The organism is uncultured Lawsonella sp., assembly GCF_947252745.1.
Taxonomy (GTDB): Bacteria; Actinomycetota; Actinomycetes; order Mycobacteriales; family Mycobacteriaceae; genus Lawsonella.
Window position 1 is genome coordinate 47,907 of the sequence record NZ_CAMXWW010000006.1, and the last position, 12,969, is coordinate 60,875.

A 12,969-nucleotide genomic window follows, 5' to 3' on the forward strand; every position below is an offset into this window, starting at 1 on the left:
GTCACTATGCGGAATTATTTGAAAACCGAGACAACTCTCATCTCACATAACCCAAAGATAGCTTCGATTTTTGTTAGATACGACGAATAAGTATTTTCGTATTGTGGAATTGAGGTAGTTTTGGGTAAATAATGATGAAAGTCTCTGACACAACAAAAAACTTTTTCGCAATTTACGCTTCTACCCCCATATTTCACCCCCATTTTTACCCCCTTCACTACCCCCGTTGCTACCTTTCGCCATTTTTTGCCACCTCAAACTGCACTAGGGGCTCCCTTCCCACCAGAAGAAGGGAGCCCCTAGTTACGGACTATTTACACGTGTAACGCAAAGCTAGTCACGTGGCTTCTCGACAATTTCGTAGACCTCGATAATGTCGTCAACCCTAATGTCGGAATATCCAACTGTCAGACCACATTCAAAACCTTCACGAACTTCCGTCACGTCATCCTTTTCACGCCTCAGCGAGTTTACAGACGTCTCCGGACAGATAACATTGCCATCCCGCACAATACGAGCCTTAGCATTACGTCGGACAATTCCGTCCTTAATCATGCAGCCAGCGATCGTACCAACCTTTGAGGACTTGAACAGCGCACGGATCTCGGCATGACCAATGACATGCTCTTCGTAGATCGGCTTGAGAAGACCCTTCAGCGCCTTCTCAACTTCATCAATAGCCTCGTAGATGACAGTGTAGTAACGGATCTCCACACCTTCACGGTTGGCGATCTCCGTGGCCTTGCCCTCGGCACGAACGTTATAACCAATGATGACAGCGTCAGACGCTTGCGCCAGCATGACGTTCGTCTCCGTCACAGCGCCAACACCACGGTCAATGATGTTGAGCTCGACTTCGTCGTCAACCTCGATATCCAGCAAGGCGGACTCGAGAGCTTCGACCGTACCAGAGTTGTCACCCTTAAGGATAAGGTTGAGCTTCGACGTCTCCTTCAGGACCTCATCGAGATCCTCCAGGCTGACGCGTTTACGAGTCTTGGCTGCCAGCGCATTTCGCTTGCGTGCATCACGCTTCTCAGCAATCTGCCGGGCGATACGGTCTTCTTCAACAACTAAGAAGTTATCGCCTGCACCGGGGACGCTCGTAAAACCGAGTACCTGCACCGGTCGAGACGGCTTCGCTTCCGCGAGGTCGTTACCGTATTCATCGACCATGCGACGCACACGACCGTAGGACTCACCAGCGACAATCGAGTCGCCAATATGTAGAGTACCGCGCTGAACCAGCACCGTTGCCATTGGTCCACGGCCACGGTCAAGATGAGCTTCAATGGCAACACCCTGTGCCGGCATATCCGGATTGGCGCGTAGGTCGAGCGTGGCATCAGTGGTCAGCAGCACAGCCTCCAGCAGCTTATCGATATTGACACCATGCTTAGCATCAATTTCGACGAACATTGTCTCGCCGCCGTATTCTTCCGGCACCAAGCCGTATTCAGTCATCTGGCCGCGGACACGCTCAGGGTTTGCCGACTCTTTGTCAATCTTGGTGATGGCCACCACGATCGGAACGTCTGCAGCTTTGGCATGGTTAATAGCTTCCACTGTCTGCGGCATAACGCCATCATCAGCGGCAACCACGATAACGGCCAAGTCTGTCGACTTGGCACCTCGTGCGCGCATAGCCGTGAATGCCTCGTGGCCAGGAGTATCGATGAACGTGATCACACGAGTACGTCCATCCATCGGAAGACGCACCTGGTAGGCGCCGATGTGCTGGGTAATACCACCAGCTTCACTCTCACCAACATTGGTGCGGCGAATGGTGTCCAGCAGACGAGTCTTACCGTGGTCGACGTGGCCCATAATGGTAACCACCGGCGGACGACGCTTAAGTTCATCATCGTCACCGGCATCCACACCGAATTCGAGATCGAAAGATTCGAGCAGTTCTCGATCCTCATCCTCAGGACTGACCACCTGGACCTTGAAGTTCATCTCGTCACCGAGGAGCTCCAGGATATCGTCTGACACAGACTGGGTAGCCGTTACCATCTCGCCGAGGTTGAACAACACCTGTACCAGCGATGCCGGGTTGGCATCGATCTTCTCCGCGAAGTCAGCGAGGGAAGCACCACGGGAAAGGCGCACAACTTCGCCATTGCCCTTGGGAAGCCGCACACCGCCCACTGAGGGCGCCTGCATTGCTTCATACTCCTGCTTCTTCTGTCGCTTCGACTTCTTTCCACGACGTGGTGCAGATCCTGGACGGCCAAAGGCACCAGCAGTACCTCCGCGACGGCCTCCACGACCACCACGGAAACCACCACCGTTGCCGGGGCCATTACCCGAGCCTGCTGGGCCTCCGGGGCCACGGCTACCACCGCCGAAACCGCCACCGCGACCACCACGACCGCCAGTTGCGGGAACTGGCGACTCGGCAGCACCAGAATGGCGTGGCATGGCAGTAGGGGTGGGGAAACGGCCCGAACGACGGTTCTCGCCACCACCGCGGTTACCGCGGTTGTTGGAAGAGCGTCCGCCCTGACCACCAGAACGCCCACCCTGGTTACTACCCCCCTGGCCACCTTGGGCGCTAGGACGCGGACCGGGACGGCCGCCACCTGGACGCGGCATCGGCCGCGGAGCTGGCTGCTCATCGGGAGTGGAAAAGGGATTATTAGCAACATGTGGACGGCGTGCAGCAGCCTTCGCAGCAGCTGCCGGTGAAGGACGGGGTGCGCGCGGTTTCGCAGCTGCACCAGGCTTCGGAGCCTTCACCGTCTTTGCTGTGTCCTTGGCGACAGCAGCAGGACTCGGCTTAGCAGCGGCCGTGGAAGACTCATCTGCTGCTGTACTTGTGGTGGGAGAAGCAGGCTTCGAGGCCGGCTTCTTGGGAGCCGCCGGCTTGGCGCTCACCTTAGCGGGGGCAGCGTCCAGCGTCTCTCTATCTGTTGCAGCTTTAACCGCAGCAGTGGGTTTAGCTGCGGGCTTCTTTGCTGCGGGCTTCTTGGCGCTAGCAGCAGTCTTCTTGCTGGCGGGCTGCGGGGTCGCGTCAGCCTGGACAGCTTTTTCAGCGAATTGTTTGCGGATACGACGCGCGACCGGAGCTTCTACTGTGGAGCTCGCGGATTTTACGAATTCGCCCTGCTCATTCAGGGTCTCTAAAAGTTGTTTGGATGTTACTCCGAGCTCTTTTGCTAGCTCGTGAACACGGGCCTTTCCAGCCACTTTTCTCCTCACTCAGAGGTCAAGCGCCGAAAAGGTGCTCGACCTCAATGTTTACTGTGATTGCCGTTCATCGGAGGGACTTCACGGTGTACTCATCAGGGGTCGGTCTCACTTTCATATCTGTCGATGGGGTGTCACTCTGCCGAGTGAACCTCTCCATCCGGGGTGCTGCACCATGCTGATACTGCCTGAGTCGCAGTATCGGTGTTCAGCAATCCTTGCACGCGTAAGGCTCGGTGGAATGCATGACGCTGCAGTGCGAGTTCGTATACTTGCTGATCAGGCAAGATCCATGCTCCCCTACCGGGCAGCACAGCCTGTGGGTCAAATACCAGCTCGGTACCGTCAGTAGTAGTCCTGCTGACGAATCGCCACAGTGTCGAGCACTCTCGTCGTTCCCGCGTCACAATGCACATCCGGGTAGGACGATGAACCTTACGTATAGCCACAGGCTATTGTATCGAATTCCGTGGTAAATCCCCGAATTCGAAGCTCTGGGCGCGGCGCATGCCCGTGCGCGAACGTTAAGAGTCCGTACGCTCCGGAGGCTCGGTAGTCACACCATCCGAACGGATATCGATACGCCAACCTGTCAGACGCGCCGCCAACCGAGCATTCTGGCCCTCTTTTCCAATGGCTAGCGACAGCTGATAATCAGGCACAATGACGCGAGCAGCCTTCGTTTCCTCGTCCAACACGGTCACTGACAGTGCTTTAGCTGGAGAAAGAGCGTTACCCACGAAAACGGCAGGATCATCATCCCAGTCAATGATGTCGATCTTCTCCCCACCCAGTTCGCGCATGACGTTCCGGACGCGCTGTCCCATCGTACCGATGCAGGCACCCTTGGCGTTGATACCATCCTTGAGAGAACGAACTGCAATCTTCGAACGGTGACCAGCTTCACGTGCAACTGAGGTGATCTCAACCTCTCCGGCATCAATTTCCGGAACTTCCAGACGGAATAGTTCACGCACCATATTGGGGTGAGTCCGGGACAGCAGAATCTGCGTACTGCTTGCTCCTCGTCGCACACCGACAACGAAGCACTTCAGTCGATCGCCGTGGTTGTACTGTTCCCCGGGTACCTGCTCACTCGGAGCAAGAATACCCTCTTGGGAGTCCATTTCCGTACCCAGCTGTACTACAACCATACCGCGCTTGTTGGCGGCAGCGTCACGCTGTACGATTCCAGCGACAATCTCGCCCTGCTGTGCAGCATATTGGCCGTAAGTGCGGTCATTTTCCGCATCCCGGAGACGCTGCAAGATGACCTGCCGCGCGGTGGTCGCTGCAACGCGGCCAAAGTTTTTAGGGGTGTCGTCATACTCTGAGATGATGGCCCCGTCCTCATCGAACTCTTTCACGATAACGGCGACAGCACCCGTCTTTTCGTTGATATCAATAGAGGCGTGTGGCTGGTGGCCTTCAGTATGGCGGTAAGCGCTCAAAAGAGCCTGACGGATGGTTTCGATCATATCTTTGACCGGGATGCCTTTTTCGGCTTCAATCATCCGCAGTGCGGCCAGATCGATATTCACTTGTTACTTCCCTTCCTGGTGGGTGAGCGCAGCGAGTTTCTCGTCGTCCATAGCAATCTCCCAGTCCACATCGGAGGGCTCGGAGAATTCAAAGTCAATCATGGCCACAGCGATCGTGGCAAAGGGAACCGTGTGTACGGCGATGCGCTTAGGGTTAATACGTTGCCCCTTCTTCACAGCCGGGGCAGTAACAATGGTCACTGCATCATCGCTGACAGTACCGATCCGGCCCTGTAGAGAAGAACCGTCTGTCATTTCAATCGTCACTAGAGAGCCGCGATTACGCTGCCACTGTCGGAGACGTATCAAGGGACGATCCAGCCCCGGACTTGTCACTTGTAGCAGATAGGGAGTGGATCCTTCATCGTGTTTATCGAGTTCCTGGGAGAGAATCTCGGAAAGCTCCACGATAGTGTCGAGAGAGGGGCCAAGTTCAGAATCGTCGTCAACGCAAATCTCAATCACGCGCTGACCATCTTCCCGCCGGAACAGGACATCAACAAGCTCGGCATCGTGCTCGCGGAGCACAGGGCTTACGATATCTGCCACGGCATCTTCGGTGGCGAGGCGACGGACCTCATCAGACGAGGAGTGGGGCATTCTGCCTTCTTTCGATTGTGTCATCGTCTCCAGGATACCCACCTTGGGGGTGAAGTTCGCATCTTTTCTCTCAACCCGACACACAGTTCCGCCGGAGACTCTGGCACAATAAGTCGCGTGACTATAGATGAGCAGCGCCTAGCTAGTGTGTCGGCAGGACACCCCTTAAACTCCGGAAAAACTTACTGTAATCGTCGGCAGTTTCTGTTAGGGGCGTGTGCAGTTGGTCTAACTCCTATGGTTGCAGGTTGTACGCGCGGCCGCCAGGACACCGTTGACCCCCTCTACCAGCTGCTCGATAGCGCCCAGCGCGACGTCGAGGCCGCGCGCGCTCTACGCTCGTCTTCCGGACAAGTGGAAGATGTCATTACGGTGCGGAAGGCACATATTGCTGCACTCCAAGCTGAAATTGCCCGCCAAGAAAAACTCTGGGAAAGGCCGGCAACATCCTCTTCAACCGCAACTCACACGGAGGGCTCGCTGAAAAAACTACGCCGACACCTCACCGATGCTTCTCAGGAAGCACTTTCGGTGGTTGCTTCGAACGCAGGGTACCGCGCCGGTCTTGCAGGAAGCATTGCAGCCTCGTGCAATGCTCTCGCTAAGGTGGTGCTCTCCTAATGCTTTCTGATACCGATACTCGCGCTCTTGGAGATGCGCTCCGAAGTGAATACGCTGCCATTTTCGGCTATGGGGTAGTGTCTGCCTATATCTCTGGCGCGCGCAACAGTTCTATTGCTGAGGTGTGGTCCGCTCATCGCTCACGCCGAAATCGCATTATCCATCTGATCGAATCTTCCGGTGAGAAAACTCCTCTGCCAGAGCTGGCGTACACCTCTCAGGACAAAGTGTGGGACAACCTCACCGCAATTCAACTGGCTGCGCGTATTGAAGATGATTGCTCGGTGGCATGGTCTCGGGCACTACAGCAGTGCACTACTCCAGAATGCCGCAAACTCGCTATGCAAGCCCTCCTACATACCGCAGAATGGACGACGCGCTGGCGAATGGCTGCTGGGACGTCTCCTGCTATCGATCCACTCCCGGGGCTTCGTCGGCCCGATGATAAGCGTGTCAAGGAAGTGGACCCCGGTGCTGCTCCCTCCCCCACTACTCCGACTAGCCCGTCGACGAGCTCCACAGAGACCGCCGACAGTACTCTCTCCACCCCCGCTACGAATGACAACATGTCACGCTGGTACTACAACGATCAATACTCCTCGACCGTCCCCTACCCCACGGATGCCACGAGCTCCTCGTATAGCGAGACTAGCGAACCCGCTACAGGAGACTACGACGCTACGAGCCGCTAACACCGTGGCCTAGACCGTTCCTTCGCCGTCGGTTCGTCAACTGCACATAAAAAAACAACTGGGCGCCCGCCAGGGGTGCCCAGTTGTCGTTTATGGCGGTTATCGAGCAGTCAGTACATGTAGCGCAGCTGCCGGCTCCATCTCCTCTGACTCACCAGTCAGGCGGTTACGGAGCTCAACCTTTCCGTTGGCCCAGCCTCGTCCAATAACAAGGACATGCGGCATACCCAACATTTCGGAGTCTTTAAATTTCACACCGGGAGATGCCTTGCGGTCATCCAGCAGCACCTCGAGACCAACGGCAGATAGTTGCTCAGCCATCTCTACAGCGGCTTCTGCAACTCCCTCTGCTTTATTGGCGACAACAACGTGCACGTCCCACGGCGCCACCTCCGCTGGCCAGCGTAGGCCCTTCTCATCATGGAACTGTTCAGCAATCACAGCAACAAGACGGGAGACACCAATACCGTACGACCCCATGGTCACCCGCTGGGGCTTGCCGTCTTCTCCCAACACATCAAGTTCGAAAGCATTAGTGTACTTGCGTCCCAGCTGGAAGATATGACCAATTTCGATACCGCGGGCAAGCGTGAGCGTGCCTTTCCCATCCGGCGCCGGATCCCCCTCTCGAATCGTTGCAACATCAAGGACACCAGTGGGGGTGAAGTCTCGTCCTACCACTGCATGGAGACGGTGCATATCGGGCTGGCCGCCACCGACCACCCATGATGTCCCAATGACGGCACGGGGATCTACATAGTAGGCAATGTCATTATCGAGCAATTCGAGCGGACCGATATAACCCTTCTTGATGAAGGGGTACTTCTCGAAGTCCTCTGTTTCGAACAGTTCCACCTCAGTCGGGTCAAACGCGGCTTCCAAACGCTTTTGATCAAGTTCACGGTCACCGGGAATACCAATACCGAGTGGTACCCATTCCCCACCGGGTTTTCGCGTCTTCACCATCAGCGTCTTGAGAGTCTGATCGGCGGCAATCTCACCATGACCGGCCTCTTGTAAACAGCTGACGAGTTCGTCGATGGTCCCCGCACCTGGGGTGGGAATATCTTCCATCTCGGGTTGCCCGTCAATAGTCTGTGCGTCCGGAACAGGAATGCGCACTGCCTCTACATTGGCGGCATAGTCTGAGCCGGTAGAGCGTACAAAGGTGTCTTCACCGGCGGGTGAGACAGCGAGGAACTCTTCGGAGGCGGATCCTCCCATTGGCCCAGACATTGCGGTACAAATAACGTACTCAATCCCCAGTCGGTCAAAAATGCGCTGGTAGGCACCACGGTGTGCTTGGTAGGCAGCCTCTAGGCCAGCGTCATCGATATTGAAAGAGTACGAATCCTTCATCACGAATTCGCGGCAGCGAAGGAGACCAGCACGCGGACGTTCCTCATCGCGATACTTTGTCTGGATTTGGTAGAGGATCAACGGCAGGTCCTTATAGGACGTGCACTGGGACTTCACGGTGAGGGCAAAAAGCTCTTCGTGCGTTGGGCCCAGGAGGTAGTCGGCGCCTTTACGATCCTTCAAACGGAACAAGGCGGAGCCGTATTCCGTCCAACGGTGGGTAGTTTCATACGGTTCGCGGGGAAGCAACGCCGGGAGTTCGATCTGCTGAGCGCCGATTCCGTCCATTTCCTCGCGGACAACTTTTTCAATGTTGCGGAGCACCCGTAGGCCAGCGGGCAGCCACGAGTAAATGCCCGGGGCGATGCGGCGGATGTAACCGGCACGAACGAGCAGCTTGTGGCTGGCTACTTCGGCGTCGGCAGGGTCTTCTCGGAGAGTACGCAAAAAAAGCGTCGACATTCTGGTGATCACAGACAGTTAGCCTAGTCCTTTTGGCCAATTGACACACGTCAGGCTGCCGATGCCCAAAACCGAACGAGGGCAGACTCGTAGCTTCCGAGGCGAACACTAAGCCACTGGGGTTAGTGCGGCTCAAACATTAAGGAAGATCGTTCGCTGCCTCGTTGGCCTTTTGACCTTCTACCACTTCTGAAACGGTGAATCGGACGAAGAGCACACTCAAGATGCCCATAAGGACGGCTAAGCCCAGACAGACAAAGAGGGTAAGGAGATAGCCCTCGCCCAAGGCATGAAGCTGAGTGTCATTCATCGCCGTAATGGGAATATCCGCTCCACCGAGATGCCGTGTGTAAGACTGTGCAAGTGCGCCAGCGAAAGTGAGCCCAATCGGCCCGCCCAAGGTCTGTGCCACAAGAGAAATGGCCGTAAGAGGACCAACATCAATCGGTTTCACGCCCGCTACTACAGAGAGGGTCAGAGCGATGCTCACCAAGCCTACGCCATAGCCAATAACGAGGGTAGGCGGGAAGATATTGGCCCAGAAGCTGGACTGCTCATTAATGGTGGTACCCCAACCGAAACCAATCATCATGAAGACGCAGCCGGCGACAATAATCCACCGAGGCGCCCACTTCATGGAAACCTTAGATGCGGTACCAGCACCGAGGGCTAGAGCGAATGCAAACGGGATGAAGGCTAGTCCAGCGTGCAGCGTTGTGTACTTCAAGATGGTTTGCACATAAAGCGCCACGAACACCGCAACGGTCGTCATGATGGCACCGAGTAGGAAAATGGCGACAAACGTAAATACACGGTCCCGGCGCTCAAAGAGGTTGAGGGGAAGCACTCCATTGGTGGTGTGCTTCTGTGTGATGAAAAAGGCGCCGAGAGCGGCAATCCCCACTACGAGGGATGTAATAACCAGCGGATTCGTGAGTCCCGAACCAGCATTGGTGAGACCGAAAACGATAGCAGTCGATCCAAGAGTGGCCAAGATCGCACCCCGTACATCCAAAGGCACCCGCTGTCCCTGCACTGGGCTCAACGCAAAGTATCCGGCAATCACGATGAACACGCCAATGGGAACGTTGATGAGGAAGATCCACTCCCAGGAGATCGTTGTCAGGGCTCCACCGATGATCAGGCCGAAGACGGACCCCAAACCGGTCATTGCTGACCACACTGCAAATGCCTGGTTGCGAGCCTTTCCGGGAGGATAGGTCACCACAATAAGGGCCATACCAGAGGGCGACGCTACTGCAGCACCCAGTCCCTGGAGAACTCGAGCCAGAATGAGCATAAGTGGCCATCGGGAGAGCCCACATAGTAGCGAGGCGACAGTAAATATTCCCACACCAATGAGGAACGCACGTTTGCGTCCCAAAACATCCCCGATACGCCCGCCGAGAAGGAGTAGGCCGCCGTAGGCCAAAGCGTAGGCGGTAATCACCCAAGAACTTGCTGATTCAGAGAGCCCCAACTCCCGTTGGATGGGAGCGAGAGCGAGGTTAACGACGGTGCCGTCAACCACCACCATGAATTGGAGGAGAGAGAGTACCAACAGCGGGAGACCGAATGCGGTCGTCTTCTCCTGCGGCGCAGCAGCCTGGGGAGTATCAGTCATGGGGGAACTCCTTCGCAGGGGTTTCTAACGTGGCGAGAGTGAGGCGGGAAACATCGCCCACCACGATAATGGCCGGTGCAGAAACCCGATTACTCACTAGACTATCTGCCATCTGTTGCAAATCGCCATTTACCACTGTCTGCGTGGCATGAGTTCCCTGCGAAATAGCACAGATTGGAGTACTTGGTGAGAGTCCTTCAGTGAGAAGAGTCTGTGCAATTTCAGCACTCCGCTTTACTCCCATGAGGATGACAAGTGTTTCCGCACTTCGCGCCAATGCCTGCCAGTCGGGGTCAGCATCCGCAGAATGCCCAGTGACGATGGTGACCGCCTGCGCCACACCTCGGTGGGTGACCGGGATACCAACACTTGCCGGCACTGCTAGGGCAGAGCTGATGCCAGGAATGACGGTAACGGGAATGCCTGCCGCCTGGCAGGCGAGGGCTTCTTCCCCACCCCGGCCGAAGAGAAAGGGGTCCCCGCCTTTCAGACGTGCTACCGTTTTTCCTTCCTTAGCGGCCTTCACAATGAGACCGTTGATGTCATGCTGAGTAACACTGTGACCCCCTCGCCGGTATGGAGTCTTCCCAACCTGAATAATCTCCGCCTGCGGAGCATGCTCCAACACAGCAGGGCTGACCAGCCGATCCACAAAAACTACATCTGCGATAGCAAGTGCATCAACTGCCGCCAAGGTGAGGAGGCGAGGGTCTCCAGGCCCGGCGCCAATCAGAATGACGCGACCGGTAGAAGAATGAGAAGGAGAGGTCATGCGTTTCCTTCGCGGGTTTTATGGTAGTGCTGGGCGGCATGGACAAAGCGCTGAGCCACGGCTGGGCGTGCTACCGGGTGGGTGTGCAGATAGCTGGCGTAGAGAGTGGGGCTTGCCCATCCCTCGGCTATGACGTTCTGATTGTCGTGGTTCTCCCACTGCCAGGCCGTATCGATGCGATGACTGTCTGGCGGTTCCGTAATGTGAGTCCGGTGGAATTCGTGTCCACTGATCCGCTCACCTGGGTGGAATGCCCAGGAGGCGCTAGTACACGTTGCCTCCCGGTACCCCAAGGTCAGCCGCCCACTGAAGGTCGTGCGGCAGGGAAGAACGCCTGCTAGGGGTGTTCCATCAAGTGCTGCGGAAAGGTACACCAGTCCAGCGCACTCAGCCCAGATTGGCATCCCGGCGGTGGCGGCGGCACGAATACTCGTCAACAGCGTGTGATTCCGGGTGAGGTCGGTGAGGTGTTCCTCTGGGAAGCCTCCCGGGATGAGGAGCCCTGCGGCGGAATCTGGTAGTTGGTCGGTGGCGGGGTCAAGAAGATGAATGTGTGCTCCGGCTGCACGGAGAAGTTCCACTTCTTCGGGGTAAGTGAAAGAAAAAGCTGGTCCGCCGCACACCACAATGGTGGGAGACAGCGCAGGCGGAGAAGCTGCAGCTGGAATGGATCCCGGAGGGCAGTCCACTAAGTGTTCATCATTATCGCGCAGCGCGTCTGCTGGGTTCCAGGGTGCAGTATCCACCGCGGGGGCTGCGGGTTGCGCCAGGTTAGCGAGTACCTCCAGGTCACAGTAGGTCTGTAGGTGTGTGGCGAAGCTTTCCAGTGCTTGGTCTGTTTCCTGCCATGCTTCCGCTGTGGTGATAAGCCCCAGGTGCCGCGAGGGGCGTTCAGCTGCTGGCAAGGTGGGGATGGTTCCGAGAACCGGAAAACCGGCCCGCTGGCAGGCGTGTTCCAGGATCGCAGCATGCCGAGTAGTTTTCACCCGGTTAATGAGTGCTCCCGCGAAGCGCAGTGGAGTAGTGGAGTCTACCGCTGGATAGGTACGGATTCCGTAGAGCAGTGCAGCCAACGTGTCACTGGTGTGAGATCCATCTACGACAAGAACAATGGGGAGAGTGAGAAGTTGCGCAACATGGGCGGTGGATCCATAGGGGATCCGTGGGGCGTCTGCAGCGAGATTCATCCGACCGTCGTAGAGACCCATCACGCCTTCCACAAGGGCAAGGCGGTGCCCCTCTGCTCCATAACGGTAGAGAGGCAGAATGGCATCCTCATCACACAGGACAGGGTCTAGGTTGCGGCAGGACTGCCCGCTCGCCACCTGGTGGTACCCCGGATCGATGTAGTCGGGGCCGACTTTGAATCCAACGACACTACCGTGGGGAGCATAAAGATTCCGAAACGCACGCAAAAGACCTGCGGTAACGAGAGTCTTCCCGACCTGTGAGTGCATACCGGCGATAACGAGTCCCGGCGCAACTGGGCTTACCATTCGATCCCTTTTTGCCCACGTCGGCCCACATCCATGGGGTGTTTGATTTTCTCCATTGAGGTCACGAGGTCGGCGGCGGCGATGAGTTCTGCGGGTGCTCGTCGGCCTGTGATAACGACATGTTGTTGTCCTGGACGCTGCTTAAGTGTGTCGATAACTTGTTCGCAATCTACCCATCCGCGCTCTAGCACATAGGTGAACTCGTCAAGAAGGTAGAAACCATACTCTTCGTCCGCAAGACGCCGGGTGATTTCCGCCCAGCCAGCTGCAGCGGCGGCGGCTGGATCGTCATCCTGCTGGTGACGAATCCACGACCAGCCGCTTCCGAGTTTGTTCCAGTCGACGGGAGCACCTCGTCCGGTGGTATCGTGGAGTGCCCCGAGTTCTCTGAAGGCGGTTTCCTCCCCTACTTTCCACTGAGGGGATTTCACGAACTGGAAAACTGCCAGAGGGATACCTGCGTTCCAGGCGCGCAGTGCCATCCCGAATGCTGCTGTGGATTTTCCCTTGCCATCACCGGTGAACACTGCGGTGATAGGAATCTGACGTCGCTGGCGGGTGGTGAGTCCGTCAGCAGGTGCGGGTTGGGCAAGCTGACCCTGGGGCATCG

The 12,969-nt window shown here is 56.6% G+C and carries 11 protein-coding genes; 2 read left to right on the top strand and 9 right to left on the bottom strand.

The window, feature by feature from the left end:
• Nucleotides 1-333: 333 nt before the first annotated feature.
• The 4 genes from infB to rimP form a co-directional block, all read right to left on the bottom strand.
• On the bottom strand, nt 334-3,192 hold the full coding sequence (gene infB / locus Q0X28_RS06470; RefSeq protein ID WP_298577176.1) for a translation initiation factor IF-2: 2,859 nt from the start codon (nt 3,190-3,192) through the stop codon (nt 334-336).
• Nucleotides 3,193-3,326: 134 nt separating this feature from the next.
• Nucleotides 3,327-3,608, bottom strand: coding sequence for a YlxR family protein (locus tag Q0X28_RS06475; RefSeq protein ID WP_296237705.1), 282 nt, complete (start codon nt 3,606-3,608; stop codon nt 3,327-3,329).
• A gap of 108 nt (nt 3,609-3,716) precedes the next feature.
• Complete coding sequence (nusA, locus tag Q0X28_RS06480) at nt 3,717-4,733, bottom strand: transcription termination factor NusA (RefSeq protein ID WP_296237318.1); 1,017 nt, start codon at nt 4,731-4,733, stop codon at nt 3,717-3,719.
• 3 nt (nt 4,734-4,736) lie between these two features.
• Complete coding sequence (rimP, locus tag Q0X28_RS06485; protein WP_298577178.1) at nt 4,737-5,333, bottom strand: ribosome maturation factor RimP; 597 nt, start codon at nt 5,331-5,333, stop codon at nt 4,737-4,739.
• 237 nt (nt 5,334-5,570) lie between these two features.
• Between rimP and Q0X28_RS06490 the strand changes: the two genes are divergently transcribed.
• The gene (locus tag Q0X28_RS06490; RefSeq protein WP_296237322.1) at nt 5,571-5,954 is read left to right on the top strand and encodes a hypothetical protein; all 384 of its coding nucleotides are present in this window, start codon (nt 5,571-5,573) and stop codon (nt 5,952-5,954) included.
• The gene (locus tag Q0X28_RS06495) at nt 5,954-6,646 is read left to right on the top strand and encodes a ferritin-like domain-containing protein (RefSeq protein WP_296237324.1); all 693 of its coding nucleotides are present in this window, start codon (nt 5,954-5,956) and stop codon (nt 6,644-6,646) included. The genes Q0X28_RS06490 and Q0X28_RS06495 overlap by 1 nt, the downstream gene beginning before the upstream one ends.
• A gap of 99 nt (nt 6,647-6,745) precedes the next feature.
• Here the strand turns inward: Q0X28_RS06495 and Q0X28_RS06500 are convergent, their stop codons facing one another.
• The 5 genes from Q0X28_RS06500 to cobO form a co-directional block, all read right to left on the bottom strand.
• Nucleotides 6,746-8,479 carry a proline--tRNA ligase gene (locus Q0X28_RS06500; protein WP_298577181.1) on the bottom strand — a complete coding sequence of 578 codons (1,734 nt, stop codon included), beginning with the start codon at nt 8,477-8,479 and terminating at the stop codon, nt 6,746-6,748.
• 127 nt (nt 8,480-8,606) lie between these two features.
• Nucleotides 8,607-10,091 (bottom strand): MFS transporter, encoded by a 1,485-nt coding sequence (locus tag Q0X28_RS06505; RefSeq protein WP_296237328.1) that lies wholly within the window; start codon nt 10,089-10,091, stop codon nt 8,607-8,609.
• Nucleotides 10,084-10,863: a uroporphyrinogen-III C-methyltransferase gene (gene cobA / locus Q0X28_RS06510; RefSeq protein WP_296237329.1), complete on the bottom strand. Its 780-nt coding sequence runs from the start codon at nt 10,861-10,863 to the stop codon at nt 10,084-10,086. The genes Q0X28_RS06505 and cobA overlap by 8 nt, the downstream gene beginning before the upstream one ends.
• Nucleotides 10,860-12,359: a cobyrinate a,c-diamide synthase gene (locus Q0X28_RS06515; protein ID WP_296237331.1), complete on the bottom strand. Its 1,500-nt coding sequence runs from the start codon at nt 12,357-12,359 to the stop codon at nt 10,860-10,862. The genes cobA and Q0X28_RS06515 overlap by 4 nt, the downstream gene beginning before the upstream one ends.
• Nucleotides 12,353-12,967, bottom strand: a complete 615-nt coding sequence (gene cobO, locus Q0X28_RS06520; protein WP_296237708.1) for a cob(I)yrinic acid a,c-diamide adenosyltransferase — start codon at nt 12,965-12,967, stop codon at nt 12,353-12,355. Before cobO ends, Q0X28_RS06515 begins: the two co-directional genes overlap by 7 nt.
• Nucleotides 12,968-12,969 lie beyond the last annotated feature (2 nt).